Origin of the sequence: Coprococcus sp. HCN-4056 (assembly GCF_037892645.1) — a bacterium.
GTDB lineage: Bacteria > Bacillota > Clostridia > Lachnospirales > Lachnospiraceae > Coprococcus > Coprococcus ammoniilyticus.
The window spans coordinates 158571-184170 of record NZ_JBBKBL010000003.1 but is presented as its reverse complement, the minus strand read 5'-3'; the positions used below and the strand labels follow the sequence as shown (position 1 = coordinate 184170).

27 protein-coding genes and 1 pseudogene are annotated in these 25600 nt (G+C 38.1%); all 28 read left to right on the top strand.

Annotated elements, in window-relative coordinates; all coding sequences use genetic code 11:
- Positions 1-26 precede the first annotated feature (26 nt).
- The 28 genes and pseudogenes from WKT03_RS05965 to WKT03_RS05830 all read left to right on the top strand — a co-directional run bounded on the left by WKT03_RS05965 (position 27) and on the right by WKT03_RS05830 (position 25599).
- Positions 27-1016: a Coenzyme F420 hydrogenase/dehydrogenase, beta subunit C-terminal domain gene (locus WKT03_RS05965; RefSeq protein WP_340391313.1), complete on the top strand. Its 990-nt coding sequence runs from the start codon at positions 27-29 to the stop codon at positions 1014-1016.
- A gap of 60 nt (positions 1017-1076) precedes the next feature.
- Entirely contained in the window at positions 1077-1277 is a 201-nt protein-coding gene (locus WKT03_RS05960) for a 4Fe-4S dicluster domain-containing protein (RefSeq protein WP_340391187.1), read from the top strand.
- Positions 1278-1289: 12 nt separating this feature from the next.
- Positions 1290-2192 (top strand): annotated as a pseudogene (locus tag WKT03_RS05955) (nucleotidyltransferase family protein).
- Positions 2193-2432: 240 nt separating this feature from the next.
- On the top strand, positions 2433-2735 hold the full coding sequence (locus WKT03_RS05950) for a hypothetical protein (protein WP_340391186.1): 303 nt from the start codon (positions 2433-2435) through the stop codon (positions 2733-2735).
- Positions 2722-4020 carry a hypothetical protein gene (locus WKT03_RS05945; RefSeq protein ID WP_340391185.1) on the top strand — a complete coding sequence of 433 codons (1299 nt, stop codon included), beginning with the start codon at positions 2722-2724 and terminating at the stop codon, positions 4018-4020. The genes WKT03_RS05950 and WKT03_RS05945 overlap by 14 nt, the downstream gene beginning before the upstream one ends.
- A gap of 64 nt (positions 4021-4084) precedes the next feature.
- Positions 4085-4555 (top strand): VanZ family protein, encoded by a 471-nt coding sequence (locus tag WKT03_RS05940; protein ID WP_340391183.1) that lies wholly within the window; start codon positions 4085-4087, stop codon positions 4553-4555.
- A gap of 340 nt (positions 4556-4895) precedes the next feature.
- Entirely contained in the window at positions 4896-6014 is a 1119-nt protein-coding gene (locus WKT03_RS05935; RefSeq protein WP_340391181.1) for an RES domain-containing protein, read from the top strand.
- 384 nt (positions 6015-6398) lie between these two features.
- Positions 6399-8555 carry a hypothetical protein gene (locus tag WKT03_RS05930; RefSeq protein WP_340391179.1) on the top strand — a complete coding sequence of 719 codons (2157 nt, stop codon included), beginning with the start codon at positions 6399-6401 and terminating at the stop codon, positions 8553-8555.
- A gap of 177 nt (positions 8556-8732) precedes the next feature.
- Positions 8733-9044 (top strand): helix-turn-helix domain-containing protein, encoded by a 312-nt coding sequence (locus tag WKT03_RS05925; protein ID WP_340391177.1) that lies wholly within the window; start codon positions 8733-8735, stop codon positions 9042-9044.
- Between the two features lie 133 nt (positions 9045-9177).
- Entirely contained in the window at positions 9178-9543 is a 366-nt protein-coding gene (locus tag WKT03_RS05920) for a type II toxin-antitoxin system RelE/ParE family toxin (RefSeq protein ID WP_340391311.1), read from the top strand.
- A complete protein-coding gene (locus tag WKT03_RS05915; RefSeq protein WP_340391176.1) occupies positions 9530-9817 on the top strand; it encodes a helix-turn-helix domain-containing protein in 288 nt (95 codons plus the stop codon). Before WKT03_RS05920 ends, WKT03_RS05915 begins: the two co-directional genes overlap by 14 nt.
- Positions 9818-10213: 396 nt before the next feature.
- Positions 10214-10426 carry a helix-turn-helix domain-containing protein gene (locus WKT03_RS05910; RefSeq protein WP_340391175.1) on the top strand — a complete coding sequence of 71 codons (213 nt, stop codon included), beginning with the start codon at positions 10214-10216 and terminating at the stop codon, positions 10424-10426.
- Positions 10427-10493: 67 nt separating this feature from the next.
- Entirely contained in the window at positions 10494-10922 is a 429-nt protein-coding gene (locus tag WKT03_RS05905) for a hypothetical protein (protein WP_340391173.1), read from the top strand.
- Between the two features lie 456 nt (positions 10923-11378).
- Positions 11379-11531 carry a hypothetical protein gene (locus tag WKT03_RS05900; protein WP_340391172.1) on the top strand — a complete coding sequence of 51 codons (153 nt, stop codon included), beginning with the start codon at positions 11379-11381 and terminating at the stop codon, positions 11529-11531.
- 147 nt (positions 11532-11678) lie between these two features.
- A complete protein-coding gene (locus WKT03_RS05895) occupies positions 11679-13097 on the top strand; it encodes an ATP-binding protein (protein ID WP_340391171.1) in 1419 nt (472 codons plus the stop codon).
- Between the two features lie 87 nt (positions 13098-13184).
- Positions 13185-15488, top strand: a complete 2304-nt coding sequence (locus tag WKT03_RS05890; RefSeq protein ID WP_340391169.1) for an NUDIX hydrolase — start codon at positions 13185-13187, stop codon at positions 15486-15488.
- A gap of 65 nt (positions 15489-15553) precedes the next feature.
- Complete coding sequence (gene rfbB / locus WKT03_RS05885) at positions 15554-16534, top strand: dTDP-glucose 4,6-dehydratase (protein ID WP_340391168.1); 981 nt, start codon at positions 15554-15556, stop codon at positions 16532-16534.
- A gap of 224 nt (positions 16535-16758) precedes the next feature.
- Positions 16759-18840, top strand: a complete 2082-nt coding sequence (locus WKT03_RS05880) for a hypothetical protein (protein ID WP_340391167.1) — start codon at positions 16759-16761, stop codon at positions 18838-18840.
- A gap of 101 nt (positions 18841-18941) precedes the next feature.
- Complete coding sequence (locus tag WKT03_RS05875) at positions 18942-20369, top strand: MATE family efflux transporter (RefSeq protein WP_262529645.1); 1428 nt, start codon at positions 18942-18944, stop codon at positions 20367-20369.
- A gap of 130 nt (positions 20370-20499) precedes the next feature.
- On the top strand, positions 20500-21318 hold the full coding sequence (locus WKT03_RS05870) for a hypothetical protein (protein ID WP_340391166.1): 819 nt from the start codon (positions 20500-20502) through the stop codon (positions 21316-21318).
- A gap of 563 nt (positions 21319-21881) precedes the next feature.
- Positions 21882-22319: an RrF2 family transcriptional regulator gene (locus WKT03_RS05865; protein WP_021944769.1), complete on the top strand. Its 438-nt coding sequence runs from the start codon at positions 21882-21884 to the stop codon at positions 22317-22319.
- A gap of 66 nt (positions 22320-22385) precedes the next feature.
- The gene (locus tag WKT03_RS05860) at positions 22386-22640 is read left to right on the top strand and encodes a hypothetical protein (RefSeq protein WP_340391164.1); all 255 of its coding nucleotides are present in this window, start codon (positions 22386-22388) and stop codon (positions 22638-22640) included.
- A gap of 1 nt (position 22641) precedes the next feature.
- On the top strand, positions 22642-22998 hold the full coding sequence (locus WKT03_RS05855) for a nitrogenase component 1 (RefSeq protein ID WP_340391162.1): 357 nt from the start codon (positions 22642-22644) through the stop codon (positions 22996-22998).
- 71 nt (positions 22999-23069) lie between these two features.
- Positions 23070-23201 carry a hypothetical protein gene (locus WKT03_RS05850; protein ID WP_340391161.1) on the top strand — a complete coding sequence of 44 codons (132 nt, stop codon included), beginning with the start codon at positions 23070-23072 and terminating at the stop codon, positions 23199-23201.
- A 208-nt stretch (positions 23202-23409) separates the two neighbouring features.
- The gene (spoIIIAA, locus tag WKT03_RS05845; RefSeq protein ID WP_445293044.1) at positions 23410-24438 is read left to right on the top strand and encodes a stage III sporulation protein AA; all 1029 of its coding nucleotides are present in this window, start codon (positions 23410-23412) and stop codon (positions 24436-24438) included.
- Between the two features lie 18 nt (positions 24439-24456).
- Positions 24457-24984, top strand: coding sequence for a stage III sporulation protein AB (locus WKT03_RS05840; RefSeq protein WP_340391159.1), 528 nt, complete (start codon positions 24457-24459; stop codon positions 24982-24984).
- Positions 24985-24999: 15 nt separating this feature from the next.
- A complete protein-coding gene (spoIIIAC, locus tag WKT03_RS05835; RefSeq protein ID WP_008401466.1) occupies positions 25000-25200 on the top strand; it encodes a stage III sporulation protein AC in 201 nt (66 codons plus the stop codon).
- A 12-nt stretch (positions 25201-25212) separates the two neighbouring features.
- Positions 25213-25599, top strand: a complete 387-nt coding sequence (locus WKT03_RS05830; RefSeq protein ID WP_340391158.1) for a SpoIIIAC/SpoIIIAD family protein — start codon at positions 25213-25215, stop codon at positions 25597-25599.
- Position 25600 lies beyond the last annotated feature (1 nt).

Sequence of the window (25600 nt, the reverse complement as noted above, 5' to 3'; positions counted from 1 at the left end):
AGGAAAGGAGTTTGTACGTGGAACCGATGAAAGTATATGCAGGGTACAGTAAGAATCAAGATATGCGTATGAGTAGCTCTTCCGGAGCGGTCTTTTCTTCTTTGGCAGGGTATGTGCTTAAACAGCAGGGCATCGTATATGGCGTAAAAATGTCAGAAGATTGCTATTCAGCAGAGTTTACACGAGTATCAGATAGTTTGGAACTTGCTAAACTTCGAGGCTCAAAATATTTACAGGCTAAAGTTGGAAATACATATAAACAGGTCAAGGAAGATTTATTGGCAGATAAGCTGGTTCTGTTTAGTGGTACAGGATGCCAAGTAAATGGACTCAAAGCTTTTTTGGGAAAAGAATATAGTAATCTGCTATGTGTAGACGTGATTTGTCATGGAGCCCCTTCTCCAGCGTTGTGGAGAAAGTATGCTGAGCATCAGGAACAAAAGCTAGGCGGAAAACTGAGAGGCATTAATTTTCGGTGCAAAGATGACAGTTGGACAGATTTTGGCATGAAAGAAGTTTTGGATGGAATACCACAGGGGAACCAGAAGAAAATCTACGTCTCAAAAGATAAAGATCCGTATATGACAATGTTTTTACGCGACTATTGTCTTAGACCATCATGTTATGAATGTACAGCAAAAAATGTAAAGAAAGCAGACATGACGATTGCCGATTTTTGGGGAATCAATGATGTGGCTCCTGAAATGAATGATGGAAATGGAACGTCTCTTATCTTGATTCGGACAGATGCTGGAAGAAAAATATTTGAGAAAATTGCTACCGATTTCCAGTTGAAAGAAGTTTCATATGAAGATGGCGTGCGGAGTAATCCGGCAGAATACAAGTCATGTGCTAGGCCAATTCAGAGAAATACTTTTTTTGATGATATGCAAAGTATGAAATTTGAAGAGCTCGAAAAGAAGTATGCTGCGCCGATAAAAGTCCCGCTTAAAACCAAAGTAAAAAATATAATTAAATCCATGCTCCGAGTAATCGGGGGGGGGCAGAGAGTATAAACACAATGAAGAATATGGACTACTCTTTGTATTTCGTGTTTGATTGTCAGGAGAAGAAAGATGAAGGAAGCACCAGTATTATATAAAAGAAAAGAAGAATGCTGTGGATGTACTGCCTGTTATGCAATCTGTTCGAAAGAAGCTATCTCTATGGTAGAGGATGAAGAAGGATTTGAGTATCCTCAGATTGATGAAAGTAAGTGTGTGCGTTGCTATCAATGCATTAAGGTATGTCCGATAAAAGCAGCAAAAGCACAATAAGAGGATAGAAAAATAAACACAGCATTACTTATTATGGCGGCCGGAATCGGCAGCCGATTTGGGACAGGAATAAAATAGTTGGAGCCGGTCGATGATGCAAACCATATCATCATGGGCTACTCAATCCATGATGCAATTGAAGCTGGTTTCAATCATGTGGTGTTTATCATTCGTAAGGATATCGAGAAGGAGTTCAAAGAGGTTATCGGTGATCGCATTGCCTCCATTTGCTCTTCTCATAACGTAACAGTGGATTATGCATTCCAGGATATTAATGATATCCCTGGCACTCTGCCGGAAGACCGTACAAAGCCGTGGGAAACTGGTCAAGCTGTGCTTGCAGCAAAGAAAGTTCTTGATACACCGTTCATTGTGATCAATGCAGACGATTACTACGGCAAGGAGGGCTTTAAGGCTGTCTATGAGTATCTGGTGAATGGCGGAAAGTCCTGTATGGCTGGCTTCGTGCTGAAGAATACTCTGTCCGATAATGGTGGCGTGACCCGTGGCATCTGCAAGATGGATGAGAATGGAAACTTGACCGAGGTTGTTGAGACAAAGAATATCGCCAAGACTGCAGATGGAGCAGAGGCAGATGGCGTGGTTGTTGATGTAAATTCTTTGGTATCCATGAATATGTGGGGCTTGACTTCTGATTTCTTGGACGTGCTGGAGAAAGGTTTCAAAGAGTTCTTTGAGAAAGAAGTACCGGGCAATCCGCTGAAAGCAGAGTATCTGATCCCTATCTTCATCGGCGAACTGCTGGAGCAAGGAAAGATGTCAGTGAAAGTTCTGAAAACCAACGATACATGGTATGGTATGACCTACCATGAAGATGTCGCAGCAGTAAAGGACAGCTTTAAGAAGATGCTGGAGAACGGTGTGTACAAGGCTGATCTATTCAGTGATCTGTAATGGAAGCAATAAAGGTATTAACCAAAATCCTCACAAACATCCTGACTGCTTTGTACGAGCCGTTTGGGTTTTCACTCCTGCTGTCATTTCTGGCAATGTTTTTCTACCTATATGCGTATGAGTCTAGTGATATTTGTACATAGGATACTCATCCAATGGACAAATTTTTTGCGGATGTGCAGATATAGAAAATTCTGTAAAACATAGCTGTATAAATGTAAAGTAGATATGGGGGAAATCATGAAGGATATATTTCATTTTTTATATGAGCAGTTTTCAAATTTCTTTGATCCGAATAAAGCATTAGAGGCATTTCTGATCAGCCTGGTTCCGGGATTGATATGTACATTTATTGGTGGCAGACGATATGAACGTCACAAGAGTAATAAGATTCAGGCTGACCGGGTGCAGGGAAATATTTGTCAGAATGTAAGAAATGGTGCGGACAAACAAAAGAATGAGAAACAGACAAATAGTACAGAGAAGAACACAATTATGGTACAAAAGGTAAAGGGGGATATCTGGCAGGATGTGGAACGATAAACAAAAGACGAAGAACCAAATTCGTATAGGAGAGATGCATGGAGATATCGTGCAGGGAAGTACGATTATAGATAATTCAGTTCACTATACTGTGCTTCAGGATCCGGCAGATGTAATTTGTGAATTGAAAGGAGATCCGGCCGCGCTTCAGAAGTTTATGAGGAATATGAATGGATCTTTGGAGAAGAGTCATGCACTGTATCCATATTACGGAGTTGGTATACAGGAGTGTGAAGGTGAAAATTATCTGTATAGTAAAGCGTTGATACCGGAAGCAAAAGAGAGGTATCCGGAGTCCGTAAAAGGTCAGTTTACGATTACTGTTCCGGAAGGAATTTCATTGGATGATTATAAGAGACAATCTTATATATCACAGACCCCGATTCCCATTGATAAAGCAGTCATTACAAAGATGTTAGGGGATGATCCGGATCCTTTTCAAGAAGGTTTTCAGAAAGAAATGAGCGAAGCTCATTTTGAGATTGTTCCGGAACCATTACCAAAGCCGATTGAATGTGAACTTGGCGTTTCCGGATGGAATGATACATATCAGTTGTCATACCAGATACAGCCGGTAGATCCGGCTGCACATATTTTACATCTTGTAACAGAACAGATACATGAGGGCTTCTTGTCTGAAATAATATTTCACCCTGACACAGGAGAGATGAATTTTTCGTATAAGATCAATTGTCAGACGTGGAGAGAATGTAGGAAATTTCTTGAATTTGAGATGGCGGCTGTTCGTGGAGCTACCATGTCTATTCGGGTAAAGAAGGATAATCAGGAGCTGATGTCATCGGTACTTGAACATTCGATATCCGGCTGCAGTATGAAGGATCTGCAAAATGAATTAGATATGATCAAAGCGGTTATGTTGGTAGAAGCACAGTATGGTGTGACATTTTCTGTTAGTGAACCATTAAAAAAGGAAGATCTGGCAGCTATCCATTTCTTGGCAAACAGTATTCGAGGAATACCGGAGAATTGCACATGGGAATCCTTTAAGATGACAGCCAGATTTCAGAATCAGGCAGCTTCAGAAGATGAATTTCGAAAGGCGGGGATAGATATTCAATATCGTGTTCTCGTAGATCTGACAATCCAGAACGTGGAACTGAAACAGATTCCTATAAGGGTGAATCTTCAAAATGCAAAGCTCAAGGATCCTGACAAGGCGATTGTTGATTGGAAGAATGCACAGCTGCAGGAAGATAAATCAATCGAGCTTGAATTTGTCGCATGTTCCGGTAATGACAAGACCATAAGAATTGCGGAGTGTTGAGCCGGCAGGATAGATGGTTTATATTATGAGATAAGTGTGTTGTAAAAGAAAGAAGGGAGAATATGTGCGGAAGAGGATAGTAGATAATAGAATATCATTGGTCATTTCACTTGCATTTGTTCTGATTACTTTATGTATATTGTTCTACCTGACATTCCAGACACCGGATGATACGGTTGCCCTTTCGGAAAGAGTAGGACATTTGCCTTTTGTGGAAAATTTCCTTAATTGGGTCGGCGTATTTGTTGATTGGTCAGTACGTCAGTGGGCGCATGTATTTGAATTCCTGATCATTGGTATGTGTGTTAGTATTTTTTATAAATTTGCAACGGAGAATATATGGACTATGTTGGTGTTGGCAGTATTAACTTGTATTTGTATATCATTGTGCGATCAGTCAGTTAGGATATTCATTGCCGGAAGACATTTTGATTCCTTTGATCTGGCGTTGGATGCGCTGGGGTATGTGAGTGCTATCATGATTGTGAGCATATGCAGAGGTATATATAGATTGGTGGTTAATAGAGATAAATGAGATTGAGCTGGAACGGCGGAAACTTGGAGTGGAGAGGGGAGGCTGGGCTAGCTTTTTTATTAGGGTATCGATATATGGGGCATTTACAATATTTATCTGTATATATTGGGCAGGAGTAATGATATTATTTCATTATATTAAATTAATATTGTCAGACAGATTTTAGTTTGAATCAATGTTTATTTCTGTTGTGAGAATTTTGCAATACATATTAGCAAAAGAATAGAAATAGATATAATACATTTGTTGATGCTGAAAATACTGTTGTAACCATAAAAGTGTATAACATCGGGGCTATGCAAGAACTCATGAACAAAAATTATTAAGAGGAGGATAGTATATGGACTTAACATGGATGAACAATGGATTTATTTGTAAGGATTTGTATGCACCGTTTGTGTTGGAAAAGGATTCAGATTATCTTGATGATCTGAAAAAGAAATATGAGATTGTGCTTAAACAAGCAGGAGATGCAGAAGCTGATAGGGAGAGTCTTAAGATACTTAAAAAGTTCAAAAATAAGATATTGGAGGCATTAAAGTATTATTATCAAGCAGATATTGAAAAATGTAATACGATCATAAGAAATCTTATCAAGGATATAGGTGAAAATTCATTTGCAGTTAGTTCATTGAATGAGAGCTGTGCTTTCCCTGGTATTTCGGGAACAGAGATACAGTTTTTTAGAGGTCGAACGGGAAATCCTTCTAATGCTTATTTAGCAAAAGATATGCTACATTTACCATTAAAATTAAGAGCAAAGTCGGGCAATTATCGTTTTAGTATTCCGGGAAATCCTAGTTTATATTTGGCAAATTCTTCATATGGATGCTGGATAGAAATGGGTTTTCCACCTGAAAATGATTTTAATGTGTCGCCAGTTCTTCTGGATGGAACGCAAAAAGTTTTTAATCTAGCGGTTTCTATAAGAAATTTTCATGCTTTGAACAATTTTGAAGAAAGTAGAGTTCATTGTTGGTTGAAACTATATATGCTCACAATCGCTACTTCATACAGAATTAAAGAAACGGGAAGAACATTTAAGTCAGAGTATATTATTTCACAATCGATAATGATGGCATGTAAAAGATTGGGATATGATGGAGTAGCATATTATTCTAAAAGAGTTTATGATGAGACATTTGCGCAATGCGCAATTAATCTTGCACTTTTTGTAGATTATAAGGGTGATTACTCAGAGCTTATTAAGCATATGAAAATGGATGACGCATTTAACTATGCTTTGTACAAGCAATTGTGTGCATCACTTACATATAGAGATTATGAATTGCGTTGCGCATCAACGGAATTTATTACGAATATAGGAAATTATGATAGACAGTATCCTTATGTGGAAACCAAATATGCTGCCTTCGATAAATTTCTGTTTACATCATGGAAAAACAAACCGGATGGAAAAGGAAAAGATCAGATTCCGTGGGGCGTATCAATTAATTAGTATTTTTGTTATATTGCCCTTATCATTTCATAGCACTAGTCTCATAAACGAAATGTTAATATTCAAATACAGGTTTGTGAGTGATAGTTTGTAGGTTAAAGTGAGTTTTTGTATCAAGAATATAGACGTTCTTGGTAATAATAAGATGTGTTATTTGTAACACATAAGGAGTTTGCAGAGAAAAGTTGTTCCAAATTTTATTTGGTATGAATGTGAGTGCAGTTAACATGTCGAATGATGTTGACTTTGCGTATAAATAGGGGTAATATGTAAAATATAAATAATCGAATAGAGGGGGGATTTCTTTATGCTTTTTAAGGGACAAATCTAATTAAAATCCATCAAGAGAAAATATATAAATTAATATAAGAAAAAGAGGACTTTATGAATAATAATCAAGCAATGATAAGTGCTGTTATGTTAGAATCAATGTGGGCGAGTCGAAAGAAAGATATGGTAGATTTGATATCACCATTTATATTATATGCAACAGGGACGTTGACAGCACCTGGAGAACAAATAGATACAAAGAAGGTTTTGGATTATGTTCAAAAGAATTTTGCATATCCTGATATGCCAGAGGAAATTATAAAGAGAGGGTTGGAAAGATCATCCAAGATAAGTAGAAAAAAGTTAAAATATTATCTGACAGAAAACCTGGATTCAGAAGTTGAAAATATGTCGCTTCGGAGTCAAAAATGTGAACAATCAATAGACGATTTGGGGAAAGAGCTATCAGAATATTTGAATATGCATTGTAAAGTTAGAGGGCATAAGTTAAATCCAAATGATGCAGTAAATATGTTACATCAGTTTTTTTCAAGATATGGTTTACAGGTAGGAATTGAAAGCTTAGCTGATGTACATATTTCGCCTAAGGAATACGAGATAGACTATTATATAGCACAGTTTATTTTTGAAAATAAAGATAGGGATAATGCAATATATCAGAAAATTATTGATCTTGTAAAAGGCTATTTTTTAAGATTAGCTATATATATTCAACCTACAGATGGTAATATTGCTTCCGCTACATATAAAGATACCATTTTTATTTATGACACACCATTATTGCTAGATTTATTAGGATATAGTGGAAAGGAAAGGGAAGATAGTGCATTAGCGTTACATAAGGCGATTGTACGACAGAATGGAAAAATATGTTATTTTCCGCATATAAAAGATGAGATTATAAGCATACTTACTGCTTACAAGCATAGTTTAGACGGAAGTAAGAAATCAAGCAAATCCAGAACTTTGGAAGGATTGGATGATAAAGGTTACAAAGCCTTAGATGTCGAGAGAGAAATAAGCTTGTTAAGTACTAAACTGGAGAATAAATTTAAAATTGAAGAATATCCTATGCCATTATACGAGCAGAAATCAGATGAAACCGTCGATGAAAGCAAAATATTAGGCGAAGAAGAAATTAAGCAATATATTAAGGATAATACTAAACATTATTTGGACGATAATCTGGAAAATGATGTTAATTCAGCATTGGCAGTTCATAGGTTAAGAGCAGGGATAAGTTGTGATACTGTTGAATCAAGTCGTTTTTTATTTGTGACCAATAATACGGATTTTTTATATGCATTTAACATATACTATAGAGATAATGTTAATAAAAAGATGTTTCCAATTGTTATATCAGATAGTAATTTATCTGCTATTACTTGGGTTAAAAGTGGAGAGATAGAAAATATATCAGAGACACAATTATTAAAAAATGCATATGTTGCAATGCAGCCAATACCTGAGATTATGGCTAAGGTAGAAGATATTTTTGAAAAAATGAAATCACAAGGACAGATAACTCCAGAGCAAGTTGTAGTATTGAGGGCAAGTAGATGCTTTAAAAATGAAATATGGCAAAATTCTTATGGGGAGGTAGATAATATAAGTGAGTTGACCGTACAAGAAGCGCAAAAGAAGTACGAAGAGCAACTAATTAAAGAAGAAACAGACAAGCACAAGAAAGAATTGGAAGATAAAGACAGTGCTTATGGTATACAAATTAGCAAATTAAATCAAGAGTTAGAAGAAAAAGATATAAAATATGCTCGCAAAACAGAAAAGTTACAGCAGAATATAATAGAGTCGCAGGAAGAAACAAGTAGAGTAAAAAGAGAGTTTAGTCAATATAAAGACGAAGAAAAAAAGAGTAAAAAGGAACATCAGGAAAAAATAAGAAAACAAATTGATGAAATAGCGAAGCAGGAACGAGACAAAATATTAAAAAAAGCAAAGATGATAGTCAATATTTTTATAGGTTTTGCAATAGTTATTTTTATTTTTCTTACAATATATACAACGGTATTTCAAGGGGCGGATTGGTTATGGATTCCTAATGCATTTTTGGCGGCGGTCTCAGCATATTCTTTATTTGATTTATTAATGTCAAAGAAAAAAGTTATAATGAATATATTAGAAAAGTTTGCTAACAGATATGAGACGAAAGTGAGAGAAGAAAAGTATCAAGAATATAAAAAATTATTTGATATTAATATTCACAACGAAAGTAAAAATGATTCTCTTTAGTTTCTTTGCTTTGACTAATGGGGAATGAATTATTTTATTATGACAGATAAAATAATTATTAGATGCTGGACTTCATGAATGTGATTTATGCAAATTGCTTTAGACTTGTAAAACACTATCATTGATGATATAATTTTGATTAACCATTAAGATAGAATTTTCATGGAGGATTATTTCATGTTCATAGAGGATAATAGAATAGAGTATGAGAAACAGCGAGAAGAAAGAGTTAAGAGGCTGACGGCTTATGCGAATGGAATTCAGCAGGAGGTACAGAGCCAGACGTCCGATATTGTTAAAGTACTGGTAGAAGAACGGCATAGACAAGGCTTAACACAATGCGATATGGCGGATTTGACAGGAATGATGGCGTCTAATATAGCCAGATTTGAAAGCGGAGCAAGGGTTCCAACATTTGTTGTTTTACAGAAATATGCATGGGCACTGGGGAAACATATTGAGATACAGGTATGTGATGGAACGGAATAGTAATGCAGGCGGATCTAAAAATAGATCCGCTAAATGTTAATATCATTTATGATAGTATAATATTGGATGTTGTTATAAAGGAATGGTTGACATTATGGCATATATGCCATACAATGATTACAAAGGAGATTATATGAGGGGATTTAAATTGATTGCATATGAAAAAGAAAATGGGGAAGTTCCGGTAGAGGAGTTTCTCGATTCTATTAATCCAAAGATGCGAGCTAAATTGTATGGATTAATGGAAATTTTACAAGAAAAGGGAAATATGCTTAGGGAACCATATAGCAAGCATTTGGACGATGGTATATTTGAATTACGTTGTCAATTTGGCAATGATATTATCAGAATTTTATATTTTTTCTTTTATGAGGGGAAAATTATAATGACAAATGGATTTGTGAAGAAAACACAGAAAACTCCAAAAGAAGAAATACAGCTTGCAAAAGAGAGAAGAAAAGATTTTATAGAAAGGATGATGAAAAATGAGATCATTTGATGATATGCTTTCTAAACAATTGCAGGATGAAGAATTTAGAAAAGAATATGAAGCTATTCAGCCAGAGATGGATGTTATAAGAGCTATCGTAGATGCGAGAACTTCACAGAATATGACGCAGAAAGAACTTGCAGAGCGTACAGGCATTAATCAGGCAGATATCAGTAAGCTTGAGAATGGAACGAGAAATCCTTCTGTTAATTTATTAAAAAGATTAGCAGAGGGTATGGGGATGACTCTCAAGATTGAGTTTATACCTAAACAGAAGATATAATTATAAGTATTATAGATATAAATATGTTTTTGGTAAGGAGAAAGCGAATAGTAAACAAATGAAAAGGCATATCAATAATCCATATAAAGTTAATTGGATGTTATATAGTTTGATTGGTGGTTAATAGAAGATAAACAAGATTAAGCTGGAATAGCGGAACCTTGAATTGATAAGGGGAGGCAGTTCTGGCTTTTTTATTTGCCCTGTTGAGGGCAACATATCAAAAATCATTACTTAGTTTGATATAGAAAGTAAGGCAAAGGAAGATAAGAATACATTAATTTAGATTTGAAAAACTTTTTTAATTTATACAAACCTTTTAATGTATCGTATAAGATACTGACATACTTTTTATCTTTTGATATAATATTTAAAAATTAAAAAGGAGATGTGACCATGATAGAAGATAATTTAAATATTGATTATGAAATGATAAAAAACAAAAGGATTGAATTAAATATGTCGCAGGATAAGCTGAGCGAGCTCGCGAATATTTCACGAAGTCAGATTCAAAGGTTGGAAACGGGAGCATCAGATTCTAAAATTAGTACAGTTTGTAAGGTTTGTTTAATCTTAAATATTGATTTAAATGATTTAATTAAGAAGTAGACTAATATTTAGAAAATAAAGCAAATATTAATTATAAATTACATTGTATATATAGGAGAAAAAAATTATGAATAAAATGGCAACAACACAGGATATAATACTTGAATTATTGAGTGATAATAATTTACATTCTATTAAGGAAATAAAAGCAAAAATTTATGAAATAGACTCCAGTTTATTAGAGAACGATAATTTTATATATGTTGTGCTAAATTATCTAAAAAATAAGAAGGGACTGATAGAATCTGGGAAAAAGGGAATGTATAGAAAAAAGATGCTGACCAATCAAGAAATTGATTTAGAAAGTAAATTGAAAAATGATGAAAATAGAGCCAATATATTAAAAGGATGGAGACAATATTATACAAGGTATATAAATAAATATGATATAAGTTTAGAGATGTCAGAAGAGGAATTTCGAAATGCTAAATGGTTATATGAACTGAATAAAGAAATAGAAAAAATGATTATAACTTATGATATTGATCATTCATAGAAATAGTTTATTCAAAGTTATAGTATTATGATACAGATGTAAACAAAGCTTTTGAGTTAAAAATACGGAATTTCCTGACTGTATTTATATTGAAAAATTATATAAATATGATAAAAGAGATTTTGGATGATATAGTGTTGTTATAACGGAATAGATGCTTTCCACTCCTTAATAAAGTGGAATGGAATAGATTCTTTATAAGAAGGGGGAGATATACGACTATGTAAACACGGGGGGTATTTCTGGTTAGAGTTTGTCTCTACGATTCAAAGATCTATTTTAGAATATACTTGCACAGAAAGAACATTTGTTCTGCAATATTTATGGGTGCTATCCTTAGGCTAAGGTGGATGAAAGTCTGTTGTAACCTATTGAGATGGTAGGCGGCTGGCCCTCTTGCGAAAAGGAGGGACTGTTACAAAAGCCCTCCGTATGGGAAAGGAGGGTGGTGCAGTTATGATGATGGAGTACATAAGCTTAGTAGGATTTTTTTTTACTATTTTTATAGCCGGAATTGCAGTTGGAAAAACTGTTGAGAAGATCGAAAGATTTTTACGCAGGAAAGAAGATGAAGAACATAATGACACAAACAAAAACGACCGCCGTTAGTCCTGACAAGATTAGAACGGGGTCGTTTTTGCCTTTTTTGAATATATAAAAACCGTTGCTATATAATATATCATATGCTATATTTTATTCAAATTGATTTTATTAAAAATGCTTTGAATTAAATGCATATCAGAGGGAGATCGTTATATGTTTATTGGAAGAGAAAGAGAATTGGCATCTTTGAAAGAATTTTATGACAAAGATGGAATTGGCATGACAGTTATATATGGTCGTAGACGTATTGGAAAGTCTACACTTATTGCAGAATTCATCAAAGATAAGAAAACTATATTTTATACTGCGACCAAGGTTGGCAAAAATAGGAACCTGGAATTATTTTCAAAACAGGTTTTGGATTTATTTATGCCTGGTGTGGAAGACGTTAGTTTTAATACGATAGAGGCGGTATTTGATTTTATTGATAAAAATATGGGCAATGATAAGTTGATTCTTGTAATAGATGAATTGCCGTATTGGGCAGAAAAAGACGATGCACTTTTATCTGTATTGCAGAAATATATAGATACTGTTTGGAAAAATAAAAATTTAAAAATTATTTTATGTGGTTCAGCACTCAGTTTTATGGAAAAGAAGGTACTTAGCGAAAAGAGTCCTTTGTTTGGAAGAAGAGATTCGCAAATTAAATTAGAGGTATTTGACTATTTAGATGCAGCTAAATTTGTTCCAAATTATTCAAATGAGGATAAAGCAATTTGTTATGGTATTACCGGTGGTGTTGCAAAGTATTTGTCAATGATTGATCCAAGAAAGAGTATTGATGAAAATATCGTAAGATTATTTTTTAAGAAGGATGGATATCTGTATGATGAAACAAGAAATATGTTGATGCAGGAATTTTCAGATATAACAATAGTGAATAATATTGTTGAACAAATTGCTTCTGGTAATAATACACTTAATACGATTGCAGGAAAAATTGGTGAGAAAGAACCAACAGTATTGTATTCATTAGATAAGTTGATCAGTGTTGGATTAGTTGAAAAGAAAAAATGTATTACAGAGGAGAAGAATAAGAAAAAAACGCAGTATGTTTTGAAAGATTACATGTTTAAGTTCTGGTATGAGTTTATTCCAAAAGCAACCAGTGTCATTGAAATAGGACAAGGAGAGATTTATTATCAAAAAGCAGTAAAACCAATTTTACATTCTTTTATGGGGGCAGTGTTTGAAGATATGTGCAGATATTATACCTTGAAGAAGGGAATTATAGGAGAATATGGTTGCTTTATCACTTCTGTAGGAACATGGTGGGGAGTAGAGAATATTAAGGATAAGTATGGCAATATGAGAACACAATCTGTAGACATAGATGTTGTTGCTTTGTCAGAGGTAGACAAAAAAGCTCTTGTTGGAGAATGTAAGTTCAAAAATGAAAAGATTGATAAATCTATATATGAAACCTTGGTTAGTAGAGGAAAACTTTTACCTGCTAAGTATAAGGTTTCGAAATATATATTATTTTCATTAGCAGGATATACAGATTGGGTTGAATCATTATCAGATGAAGATGTTGTATTACTCACTTTGGATTCAATTTATGAATAGAGTTTTTATATGGTGAATTATAGGGCAAATGCAACATCTTTTTGAGTCACTTATTGTAGAATGAACGAGAGAGTAGGATACATTATTATGAAAGATAAAAGAAAACCACAGATAAGAAAAAATGTATATTTATTTGAATTGGATTCTGTTCGAAAAACAGATGAGGAGATTGAGGTTGCACAGAATGCGTTATTAGACGAGATTGTTTTAAACGGAAATGTAGTCGTTATGACATACAACCAGTTGGTTGATTCACGCGGCTTTTTCAGTCTGCTTTGTAATGAGAAATATGAAGAGAAACTGATCCGGTTATTTGAAATGGGTGCGATCCGTATTTCACGGTTTGGAGATGTTCGTACCGTTTCCCAGTATTTGTTGAATTCGGTTGATGCAGATAAGGAATTTATATATTCCGCAATTCCGATTAAATACAGCCAGAAACGTTTGCTTGCCTTGATGAAACGTTGTTTGACATACTCTGATCTTTCAGAATTGAATGAATATACAAAAGATAATTTGGATGACCAGGAAAAAGATAAGCTGGAAGATTTATTTGTGGAAGTAATAAATGGGGAGGAACAGCATGTTGATTATCTGTCCGAGAAGGATCGTGATTATCAATTAGGAAAATATCAGGAAATTTTAAAGAATCTGAGAGGTTTACTGTCAACGGTATTGCGAATCAGTATGCTGCCTGATATTTATTTGGATCCCAGAAATGAATCGGAATATAAAGAGTTGAAATTTGTAAATTTCATGGCTGCTGTTTTAGCTTTTTATGACCTTCCGGATGATAAAATGATAAATGTAGATGCGGAAGCCTTTCGGCGTTCACTTGGAATATTGGGAGAATTGGAAGCCTGGAAAAATAAAAATAATAATCGTTCAGTATATATTCGTGAAATAAAAAAAGCATGGCAGACTGCGCCTGAAAGAATTGCAGATGAACTTTCATATCAGTATGCAGAGGTTATAGTTGATCTTTGTTATAATTATGCATGTGAGAATAGTATTTGCAATATTTCCAAGCATTATAATGTGGATGAACTTTGGCGGGAATCAGGGGACAAGTCAAGCTTTCGTGTGGATTTCTTTGGCAGATTTGCGAAAACTTGGAGGAATGGAGCAGGAGCGAAAGATCGTTTCTTAACGGATGAGACAAATAAGTTTGAGCCGTTTGCTGACAAGGATGATCAATTATATAAGCAGTTAGACCGTGTAGTCCGTCTTGTAGAATATATCGATTATTCACAGGCTGGGCGTGCAGATGAAACGAATGACCAGGTTGTTTATCGTTATGAATATAAGGATGAGGAACAACGCAGGCAGAATAAGAGAAATATAATAGGGAAAATTGCACATGGGTTTGGAATGGCTGCGCTTTGCATTATTGTGGCATGTGGCATTGAGCTGGTATTTAATAAATTACAAAGTATGATGGAAGGGATTATTTCCTTTAATACAGCACTGCTCAGTGTGATTGAGACAATTGTCTGGTTGTTTGTAACAGAGATGCTTTCAACGATAATTTCTTTGAAATTTCCAAGGCTCTTACCATTATCAGATGCTTTGGCAAAGATCAGAGAGTCAGTTGTAGATGGATGGCGGATCTGCCGGCGTAAATTTACAGCCTATTCTTGTTCGAACAAGGTGCAGACGGAACAGACAGAACCATATAATATAGGAAAAACGATTTCCTATATTTGTCCGGCAGAATTGAAGAAATATCGGGCATTACGCAAATCAGAACCAGAACCTAAAAAGTGTTTTGCTGAATCTTCCATTTATCCTATTGCGAATGTGGAAGATAGTGATCTGACCGCACAATTGATCCGGCAGGAAGAATTATTTCACCGGAAGTATGGATTGGTATATCAGAGCAAATACAATACTATGATCGTAGATCCAATTGAGGGCGAAAATGGCATTTTCCCATATGAGCGTGTACTACCAACAGGTAAAAATGGTGTTGTGATCATTGCGAGATATAAAGGAACATTTGTGTTGTTAAAGCAGTATCGGCATGCGATTCGACGTATGCAATATGCTTTCCCAAGGGGATTTGCAGAGGAGGATGACAAGACTCCTGCTGACAATGCGATTCGTGAGTTACAGGAGGAAATCCATGCTGTCATCACGAAATCACCGGTATTTCTTGGACGGATTGTTGCTGACAGCGGATTGACTGGCGGATGTGCATATGTGTACAGTGTCGATATAGATTCATTGGAATTGGTCGAGGATCATGAAGGCATAGTAGCCATTGAACAGCTCAGTGACCGTGAGTTGACATCCTGGATAAATGAAGGGAAGATTGATGATGGTTTCACGCTTGGAGCTTATGCATTGTATAAATGTGAGGCTTCAGAAACAGAAAACAAACATAGTTGATTTTAAAGTTTTACTGAGAATAACTGAAAGTCATACATAAAATATATACATGATGGGATAGACATATGAGAATCAGAACAATAATAGTGACCGGTGGAGCCGGATTCATAGGCAGCAATTTTATATTTTACATGAAGAGAAAATATCCGGACTACAGGCTTATTTGTCTGGATAAGCTTACCTATGCGGGGAATCTTGTAACATTACAACCGCTTATGGAGGAGGCGAATTTCCGGTTTTATAAGGCAGATATATGTGACCGGGATGCTGTTTATAAGGTGTTTGAAGAGGAACATCCGGATGTGGTTGTGAATTTTGCTGCGGAGTCACATGTGGATCGTTCTATTGAGTCTCCAGAAATTTTTCTTGATACCAATATAAAAGGAACAGCGGTTTTGATGGATGCGTGTATTAAATATCAGGTGGGACGGTTTCATCAGATCAGCACGGATGAAGTATACGGAGATTTGCCGCTTGACAGACCAGAGCTGTTATTTACGGAAGAAACGCCATTATGTACCAGTTCACCATATAGCAGTTCAAAGGCCGCTGCGGATCTGCTTGCTATGTCCTATTACAGAACCTATGGACTTCCAGTGACGATCAGCAGATGTTCCAATAACTACGGACCATATCAGTTTACGGAGAAATTGATTCCATTGATGATAACACGGGCATTGGCAGATCAGCCGCTTCCGGTATATGGACAAGGTATAAACGTCCGGGATTGGATATATGTAGAAGATCATTGTAAAGCAGTTGACCGGATTATTCATGCCGGAACTCCGGGAGAAATTTATAATGTTGGTGGACATAATGAGCTGCGGAATATTGATATTGTTCGTTTGATCTGCAAAGAATTGAATAAACAGGAGAGCTTGATCACTTATGTGGCGGATCGGAAAGGGCATGATCTGCGGTATGCAATTGATGCGTCAAAGATATATAAGGAGCTTGGCTGGTTACCGGAGATGAAGTTTGAAGATGGCATCAGGAAAACGATTCAATGGTATGTCAGTCATTCGGAGTGGTGGATGCATTCATGATTTATAATTTAAATGTTAAATAGAAGAATATAGGAATTATGCTATAATAGATATAGCAGGATATTTTTGACGTATATGCAAACGAACTATAATTGTTATATGTTGCAACAACAAAGTTAAAAAAATAACAGGAAAGGATATCGTATAGATCATAGTTATTATTATGAAAGTTATACGATATATAAGGCAGAAGATTTATAAAAGGTAGAAAACAAAGGACAAACATGCAACCAAACACCAAAACATTCAACAACCTATATCAAACCACATTAAAATTAGCTGCCCAGTTCCGCACCCACACATGGCAGGATAATAACCGGTCAATAGACGAATGTGAAGCAGCTATAAAAAGTCTGGCGACATTCATCGACGACGGGAAAACAAATAATATAGACAAGCGGGAAGAAGCCAGAGAAAAGGCGTATGAAGGAATCTGGTTCCGGAGCAGTGATTTTCGTCCAGTGATTGTGCAGTTACAGCTTGAGGAAGCGATAAGCCATATGGATCTGCAGCTTGAGATGGAAATCTTAGGACATGCGCTTGCGTGTCTGCCAAATGGAACCTATTTTAAGATGGATGATCTGCCACAGGTCATGGAGGCTGTCGGACATCTTTACAGGGCATCGAAAAAAGCCGATAAGCCATATGCGCCAAAGGTATCAGAAGAGACAAAAGTCCTGATTGGATCAACAAAGAATCTGATAAATGCAGGATTTTCAGTTCATATTGTGAATGGGGAACCGGAGTTTGATGCAGATTCTGAGCAACGGTTGGTTGCTGAACTGGGAAGACGGGTAAAAGAGCTTGGCGGAATGTATGTGATCCGGCAGTTATTTGATCGGGAGATATCTGACCGGTATCATGAAAGGCTCGGAAGATATCTGGTTTATCGGAATAAAAGATCGCTTGGCGAAAGAAAAACGATCAGAACAAGAACCCCATATCAGTATTTGCTGCAGTTGTCCTTAAAATATCTTAAATCAGAATCCATATTTACAGACGCACATAGAGAGCATAGATATCAGGAGTTGATCCAACTGGCACAGGATTATCTGGAAGTCCTGCAGCTTCAGGGATATATGATATGGGAGGATGTCTATGCAGAGATAGAGGATTTTCCGCATAAGCTGGCAAAAAATCTTTGTTTTGAAAAGTTATGTATACCAAGACAATATCATCCGGAGTATGTCAGACTTCTTTTAAAGAATATGCTGGAACCGTTCTATGGCACAGGCAGAGAGAAGGTAAGAGTCTATTCGTTTTGCAATTATCTGGAATTTGCCATGTATGTGATGGAAGAGGCAAGGGGACCGAGGATATTTAAAAGGGAGGAGCTGGCAGACCGGCTTGGCATCAGTTCATACAAATTAGACCAGATCCTGCAGGATGTTGCAATGGATGCGGAACTTGTAAATGTTGATTTTTCTTATTATCTGGATGCGACAAATAGTTGGAAGAAGCCGCTTGTCCGATTGGATACTGATACATATTTCTGTCTGGATGGCAGAATGGAAGGGTATGCGTTTTATGAAGTGATGTTTCAGATCATATATGCGAAACGAGGCTCGGTGTTCAGCAAATATCAGGGCAAACTTCTGGAGCAAATGGTTTATCGGATGTTTCGTGAGAAGCATTTCCCCTATGTTACAGGGGAGTATAGACGGGATGGAGATCTGCCGGAACGGGATTGCGATATGATCTTGGAAGGAAACGAGCGGGTGATGTTTGTGGAACTCAAGAAATGTCCGCTTCCGGGCAGCTATGAGCAGGCAGATGATGTAGATGTTCTTAGAGCACTTGGCGAGGGGATGCTGTATGCACAGGAACAGATTTTATGGCATAAGATCCGTTTAAAAGAGAAAGGCGTACTTGTCTTATATGACAAAGAGGGAAATCATATACAGGATTATACACCGGGGAAGAAACCGGTTATTGCAATGAGTATCTGTATGCCGGAGTACGATTTCCTGACGGACCAGATGATGACTGAGACATTTTTAGAGAGCATATTGCGTGTTACTTATCATGCAATTGATCCGTCGCAGGAAAAGAAGCTGGACAAATTGAATAAACGGACGGAAAATATCCAGATGGTTACAGCAAGGCTGTTTGATGGAGTGCAATATACAACCAGAGATGTATTTTTCAATTCATCATTTCGCAGTCTGCAGCAGGTATGGACGATGCTTCGTGTGTGTGATTCACTGGATGCATTTTTAGATATGTGTGAGACCCAGCTGCTGATGATCACAGGCGCAGGGGATGTCTATGTGGATATATTAAATGTGCTGAAGCTTAAGGGGTAATATAGTCCTTATCATAATGATTGATACTTGCCTTTCCTTCAATGATAGAGTACAGTAAGAGAAAGTGACTTATAAAGACTTGTGAAAAGGACAACAAACAAATGAAAAACAAAAAATCCTTTCTGTATGTGATGTTAACGATTGCATTTCCCATCGCATTACAGAATTTATTAACTACAACAGCCAGTATGGTCGATACGATCATGATTGGAAGGCTGGGAGAGTCGTGCGTGGCAGCAGTTGGTATCTGTTCGCAGATCAGCTCGCTGTTCTTCAGCTGCTACTGGGGATTTGCCAGCGCATCGATCCTGTTTTTCTCCCAGTACTGGGGAGCAGATGATGAAAAGGGAATTAATCGTACATTCGGTATCACTTTCATCTGTATGGCAATCGTAGGATTTGCATTTGCATCCCTTTGTATTATCAGACCGGAATTTTTACTGGGTGTATATACAGATAAAGAAGTATTTATCCAGATCGGAAAGCCATATATGCGGATTGTCGGATGGGCATATCCGCTTCAGGTATTTGCTGTACTTATCAGCTTCCTGCTCCGTTCCACAGAGCGGGTGAAAGCACCACTAATCTGTTCCATCGTAGGACTGGTAGTGAACTTCTGCTTGAACTTCGTGTTGATATATGGTAAATTCGGCGCACCGAAAATGGGGGCTGCCGGTGCGGCAGTCGGAACACTTGCATCTGCGATCATCAATTTAATATTGCTGCTTATCTACCTGCTGCGTTCGGAATGTAAGGTGCGGATTCGTCTGAGTCAGATGTTCTTATTCCATGGCGGATTTATCAGGGTATATCTGGCAAATGCATTTCCAATCCTCTGTAACGAATTGTTTTATGGAGTTGGACAAATGCTGATCAATATCGTGATCGGACACCAGAATGAATCTGCGATCGCCGCCATGGCAGCTTTCCGTGTATGCGAGGGCTTTGTCTATGCATTTTTTGGCGGCTTATCAAATGCAACCAGCGTTGTGATCGGACAGTCTGTCGGTGCCGGTGACCATAAGGGGGCATATCGGTTTATGAAGCGGTCGGCATTGTTCTGCCCGGCAGTTACTTTCGGAATCGTGTTGATCTGTGCGTTATTACATGAACCATTGTTTGGCTTATTTGGACTGGGTGATCAGGCACTTCGGTATGGCATGTATATGTTATACATTTACTTGTTCTTCGGTGCAGTTCGAACCTGTAACTATATTATGAATGAGGGATACCGGGCAGCAGGCGAGACGAGAGTCGGAACCTATGTGGAGATTGGCGGTTTATTCTTAGTCAGCGTTCCGGCAACGTGGATCGCAGGTATGGTCTTACATCTGCCTTTCCTCGCGGTATTTTCATTTGTATATACGGATGAACTGGTGCGCCTGGCAATCGAGCTTGCCTATACCAGATCAGGCAAATGGGTGAAGCCGGTTACAGAAGCCGGAAGAAAGACTTTGCCGGAGTTCAAAGATTGGTTAAAGAACCGTAACAATCGTAAACGAAATGCAACATCTATAAAGAATAATTAAGCTGACAAAATCAGATAACGGACATATACTTTGTATATTCCAAAAACAGCCGAAGAAAAGCATTGTGATGAGATTCACAATAAGAATTCCAGAAACGTATTTACAGATGAATGCAGGAGGATTGTAAGGTATGAGAAAGAATAGAACCAGGTCGGGAAAGATTATGACGGTAGCACTTGCGGCAACATTTGCAGTTAGTTTGCTGGCAGGATGCAATGGCACAGACTCAGAGTCAACAGAAAAGAACAAAGGAACAACCGAGGTATCAACCGAAGCAACGACAGAGAAGACGGAAGCGCAGGCAACAGAGGCAGCCAGTACAGAAGTCGGGATGGAAGCGCAGACAACAGAGGCAGCCAGCACAGAAGCTAAGACTGAGACGCAGACCACCGAAGCGGCTTCTTCCGAAGAAGATGCCGGTGCTACAGAGGAAGGTACTTCTACAGCAGAATTACAGGAAGAAGCTGTATCCGCTCTGCCGGGTACATATCCGATAGACATGATCTTTAGCAGTGGAGCCGGTGGATGGAGTACAACATTAACATTATCACAGGATGGATCATTTACAGGAGCATTTTCTGATTCCGAAATGGGAGAACGAGATGAGAATGAATACCCAAATGGGACCGTATATGTTTGTAATTTCAGCGGACAATTCAAAGATATCAAGAAGGTAAACGATTATACATATTCGATGACTCTGGATAGCGTGAAAGTAGCAGAAGATGAGGAAAAAATCGAAGATGGTATCCGTTATAAAGCGGGTGCACCATCCGGAATGGACAGTGGAACGGAGATCTATTTCTACACTCCGGATGCACCTGTCTCAGAATTGCCGGAAGCATTCCTTTCCTGGTGGCAGGAAAGTGCTGATGGATCAGCAACACTTGACTGTTATGCAATCTATAATAAATCCGCGGATTCCGGATTTTTTGAGTACGCAAAGTAAGTACTGCAAATGAAGAGATCATTAAGAAGATGAAAGAGAAAATATAATACAATGAAAAAGGCTTTGCCTGAAACAGCAGGCTCTTTGGGGATCTAAAGAGAGCAGCTGTTTTGGACAAAGTCTTTTTTATGGTTCAGGATAAACGAGGTGAAGTAAATGGGAAGCAATACATATAAGGATCTTCAGAACTCACATCCGTGTTTTGGAGGACAGAAAAATAATGCCGGGCGGATTCATATGCCGGTGAGTCCGGGATGAAACATCGGATGCCGTTTTTGTGAGCGGACGATCAATGATGTGGAGGAGCGACCGGGCGTAACATCAAAGGTGATCATACAGAAGCAGGCTGTTGTGGTGGACATGGTGGTCATGGTGGCTGTGGATGTGGAACACCGGATGGATTGCCATAAAAAATAAATTTGTACTTGATAAAACCTATATAAATAGTATACTATAATGCAAAATGATAATTTATCATGTTTGCAGAAAAAGTAGATGAGATTCAGATGATGTACAGATGTATGGAATCATTTGAATCAGATAACAACGACAGGGAGGTCAAGATGAAGATATCAACAAAAGGAAGATATGCGATAAAACTGATGTTGGATCTGGCCACCTATTATAATGGTGAGCCGGTTAAGATAAAGGATATTGCAAGAAGACAGCATATTTCAGACAAATATCTGGAGCAGATCGTTGCAATATTAAATAAGGCATCACTGGTAAAAAGTATCCGTGGAGCGCGTGGAGGATACATGTTATATGCTTCACCGGAGAATTATACGGTGAGGCAGATATTAGAAACGGTAGAAGGAAGTCTGGCACCTGCTGACTGTGTAGGTGCTAACGCAGCCTATTGCGAAAACAGAAGTATGTGTGTCAGTGTACTGATCTGGGAGAAACTTGACCAGGCAATACAGGATGTATTAGAGGGCATCACATTAGCCGATCTCGTCGATTGGCAAAACAACCTGATGGTAGATCAGTACGTCATTTAATAATTATAAAATAACGAACCTAAAGAGAGGTAGCAAACATGGCAAACGTTCAATATTCCAGTGTGCGTGAGAGCAGGCTCGGCAGGGTCAACAGATCAACAGTATGGCAGCACTGATGTCATTAGAGGATTCCGTATTTTATCCCATTCACCACAAGAAGAAAATCTGGTAAATAAGCTGAAGCCGGATGCATTTATCGGAGTGCCGGATTGGGCTGCCAAGCTTGGTATCCCGATAACTCATGTCTTAGACGGTAAACGTCCGACGATGGGATACGACGGACTGCTTTATTTGGTCAAGTATATCAAAGGGGGCGTGTAAGATGTCACAGGTTTTAGAGAATCCAAGAGGCGGTTGTGTGCTTGCCGGTATCAATTCTGTCCTTGGAGCAATTCATAAAGTATGTCCGGTCTACCATTCAGGTCCGGGCTGCTGTATGCAGACAACAGCAGCAGATCAGGGACAGTCCGGTCATAAGTCCTCCTGGTTTGTCAGCAGTGTTTCGATCCCATCCAGTAATATGCTGGAAAAGGAAGTTGTCTTTGGTGGAACAGATAAGCTTTGTACCACGATCCAGGGTGCGATCGATATTATAGATGCAGATGCTTATTTCGTTCTGACCGGATGTACGGCAGGTATTATCGGTGAATACATTTTTTACGAAAAATCAGGGCATTGAGACGGTTAAGAAATGTTCGGGAGCAGCCCTTAATATAATTATAAATCCTTGGCAGCAGCAATAACCGCGAAGTGGCATTGACAAAGGATTGCCAGTTTATACTGACCTCCTTCCCGATGAATGAACGGCTGGTATTTAACCGGACATATGCGGGATATCGGGGAAGCCTGACTTTTACCGAAGATTTATACGATAATCTGTAAAAGCAGATACCACATTTCACTCTGAAAAATTCAGAAAGAAATGTGGTATTTTTTTGTTCTAATTTTCATTTGTCATGCATACATTATAACTATCAGAAGTGTGTAACAGCCTACTTTAGGTATCAGATCATATCAGAAAAGCAGATGCTTTTCGAGTATTGGCAGATGATGGAACTGACAGGTGAAAATGGTTACAGATGACATATGCATGAGGTGGATCAGTTTGGAAAAAAGCAGAGAGAATGAGATATTGAAGATATTATCCGTAGCGTTAAGGAGAATATTTTCGAGTGAGATATATGATTATAACAAGCTTCAGGAGATAAGGCTTAGGATGAATGAACCCTTGATCGTGATCTATGATAATCGGGAATATTTTGTGACGGAGAAGGGAAAGCGAACCACAGAATGTAAGAAAGCATATATGGTAGCACCTGCCGATATCAGGGAAACGCTGGAATATATCAGTAACTATTCACTCTATGCATATGAGGATGAGATCCGGCAGGGGTTTATAACGATCCAAGGGGGACATCGTGTAGGGCTTGCAGGAAAAGTCATTCTGGAATCTGGAATGATCAAAAGTGTCAGACATATATCATTTATCAATATCCGTTTGTCACATCAGGTAAAGGGATGCTGTAAGAAGGTCCTTCCGTACATAATAAATGGAAATGAGACATTTCATACACTGATCATTTCCCCACCGCGATGTGGCAAAACCACACTTCTTAGAGATATGATCCGGATGTTGTCAGATGGATTTCCGGGATTCAAAGGAAATACTATCGGTGTCGTAGATGAACGATCTGAGATCGGAGCCTGTTATAAAGGAGTACCACAAAATGATATCGGCATACGGACAGATATTCTTGACTGTTGTCCAAAATCTTATGGAATGCTGATGCTGCTTCGTTCGATGTCACCGCAGATCATAGCGGTGGATGAGATCGGCAGCCGGGATGATATCGATGCGATCTACAGCGTGATCAACTGCGGCTGTAAGCTGATCGCAACCGTGCATGGCAATTCCATTGATGATATCAGAAATCGTCCGGGACTTCGGAAGCTGGTCGATGAGAGGGTATTTGAACGGTATATCGTACTCAGTAATCGCAAACGGACAGGAGAGATCCGGACGATATTTGACGATCGGGGAAGTGTTCTCTTTATGGCAAAGGATGAACGCCTGACATCGGCATATGAAAATGAAGCGGCTGTAGCAGAACTGTCATAAGTGCAGGGAGGCGTACATATGTTATATATAAAGATTCTTGGAATGCTTCTGGTGGTCGCAGCCTCCTATGGGATAGGAAAGACGATAGGAGTTTATCAGAACCGGCGCGTGGAAGATATCTACGAGCTTCTGATATTTGTTCGGATGGCAAATGGACATCTGGCATACAGTGCATCGGAGATCACAGAGATCATCCGGGAAGGATCGGATAAAGCAGGGGGAAGGATCGGAGACTGGCTTGCCGGGCTGGCTTTGCAGTTTCGGACGGAGGAGTATGCTTCTTCTTTTGAGCAGATCTGGACAGGCAGTATCGGAAGTCTTGAGGAACACAGCTATCTGACGGACGCACAGATCGGTGCGGTAAAAGAGCTTGGAAAATGGCTGTGTTATATGGATGTCGATATGCAGATCAGGAATCTGAAGCTGTGGGAGCAGAACATGCAGACAGAGTATGAAGAACAAAAGGACAGGGCACGCAGGATAAATAAAGTATCCAGATCACTTGGATTACTCGGAGGGATCTTTTTGATAATACTGATAGGGTAAGGGTGGCAGGAGCTTATGACGATACAGTTATTATTGAAGATAGGTGCGGTAGGAATCCTTGTAGCACTGTTGAATCAGATATTAAAGCATTCGGGGAAGGACGAGCTGGCATTCCTGCTGAATCTGGCAGGACTGATTCTTGTACTTTCGTGGATCATTCCATATATCGTAGAATTCTTTAATGACATTATGAAGCTTGTAAATATCGGTGGATAGGGGAGAAAAGGCATGAGTCTTGTTACGGTATGTATGGCATCGGTTCTGGTCGTTCTGGTCGCGATAAAACTAAAGAAAATGAATGCAGAATACAGCACGCTCTTAAGTATTGGAGCGTGTTTATTTATTGTCAGCTTTATCATAGGAAGACTTGGAAATGTACTGGATTCCATCGACCGCATCACAGGTTACATCAATATCAATATGGAGTATATATCGATCCTGCTTAAGATGCTTGGCATTTCCTATATCTGTGAATTTGCGACAAATATCTGTAAGGATGCAGGCTATGGTGCGATCGCTTCACATATTGAGCTTGCCGGACGGGTGACAATGGTGGTGATGAGTCTGCCGATCCTGTTCCATTTGATCGATATGGTTGTTCGTCTGATGGGGTAGA

Excerpts from the sequence above, each read along its gene's own strand:
- WKT03_RS05895 (WP_340391171.1), top strand. The coding sequence starts at position 11,679 with ATGTTTATTGGAAGAGAAAGAGAATTGGCATCTTTGAAAGAATTTTAT.
- WKT03_RS05880 (WP_340391167.1), top strand. The coding sequence starts at position 16,759 with ATGCAACCAAACACCAAAACATTCAACAACCTATATCAAACCACATTA.
- spoIIIAC (WP_008401466.1), top strand. The coding sequence starts at position 25,000 with ATGACGATACAGTTATTATTGAAGATAGGTGCGGTAGGAATCCTTGTA.
- WKT03_RS05960 (WP_340391187.1), top strand. The coding sequence starts at position 1,077 with ATGAAGGAAGCACCAGTATTATATAAAAGAAAAGAAGAATGCTGTGGA.
- WKT03_RS05870 (WP_340391166.1), top strand. The coding sequence starts at position 20,500 with ATGAGAAAGAATAGAACCAGGTCGGGAAAGATTATGACGGTAGCACTT.
- WKT03_RS05965 (WP_340391313.1), top strand. The coding sequence starts at position 27 with ATGAAAGTATATGCAGGGTACAGTAAGAATCAAGATATGCGTATGAGT.
- WKT03_RS05925 (WP_340391177.1), top strand. The coding sequence starts at position 8,733 with ATGTTCATAGAGGATAATAGAATAGAGTATGAGAAACAGCGAGAAGAA.
- WKT03_RS05910 (WP_340391175.1), top strand. The coding sequence starts at position 10,214 with ATGATAGAAGATAATTTAAATATTGATTATGAAATGATAAAAAACAAA.
- WKT03_RS05950 (WP_340391186.1), top strand. The coding sequence starts at position 2,433 with ATGAAGGATATATTTCATTTTTTATATGAGCAGTTTTCAAATTTCTTT.
- WKT03_RS05935 (WP_340391181.1), top strand. The coding sequence starts at position 4,896 with ATGGACTTAACATGGATGAACAATGGATTTATTTGTAAGGATTTGTAT.
- WKT03_RS05875 (WP_262529645.1), top strand. The coding sequence starts at position 18,942 with ATGAAAAACAAAAAATCCTTTCTGTATGTGATGTTAACGATTGCATTT.
- WKT03_RS05865 (WP_021944769.1), top strand. The coding sequence starts at position 21,882 with ATGAAGATATCAACAAAAGGAAGATATGCGATAAAACTGATGTTGGAT.
- WKT03_RS05855 (WP_340391162.1), top strand. The coding sequence starts at position 22,642 with ATGTCACAGGTTTTAGAGAATCCAAGAGGCGGTTGTGTGCTTGCCGGT.
- WKT03_RS05890 (WP_340391169.1), top strand. The coding sequence starts at position 13,185 with ATGAAAGATAAAAGAAAACCACAGATAAGAAAAAATGTATATTTATTT.
- WKT03_RS05840 (WP_340391159.1), top strand. The coding sequence starts at position 24,457 with ATGTTATATATAAAGATTCTTGGAATGCTTCTGGTGGTCGCAGCCTCC.
- WKT03_RS05900 (WP_340391172.1), top strand. The coding sequence starts at position 11,379 with ATGATGATGGAGTACATAAGCTTAGTAGGATTTTTTTTTACTATTTTT.
- WKT03_RS05920 (WP_340391311.1), top strand. The coding sequence starts at position 9,178 with ATGAGGGGATTTAAATTGATTGCATATGAAAAAGAAAATGGGGAAGTT.
- WKT03_RS05905 (WP_340391173.1), top strand. The coding sequence starts at position 10,494 with ATGAATAAAATGGCAACAACACAGGATATAATACTTGAATTATTGAGT.
- rfbB (WP_340391168.1), top strand. The coding sequence starts at position 15,554 with ATGAGAATCAGAACAATAATAGTGACCGGTGGAGCCGGATTCATAGGC.
- WKT03_RS05945 (WP_340391185.1), top strand. The coding sequence starts at position 2,722 with ATGTGGAACGATAAACAAAAGACGAAGAACCAAATTCGTATAGGAGAG.
- spoIIIAA (WP_445293044.1), top strand. The coding sequence starts at position 23,410 with ATGAGGTGGATCAGTTTGGAAAAAAGCAGAGAGAATGAGATATTGAAG.
- WKT03_RS05930 (WP_340391179.1), top strand. The coding sequence starts at position 6,399 with ATGAATAATAATCAAGCAATGATAAGTGCTGTTATGTTAGAATCAATG.
- WKT03_RS05915 (WP_340391176.1), top strand. The coding sequence starts at position 9,530 with ATGAGATCATTTGATGATATGCTTTCTAAACAATTGCAGGATGAAGAA.
- WKT03_RS05830 (WP_340391158.1), top strand. The coding sequence starts at position 25,213 with ATGAGTCTTGTTACGGTATGTATGGCATCGGTTCTGGTCGTTCTGGTC.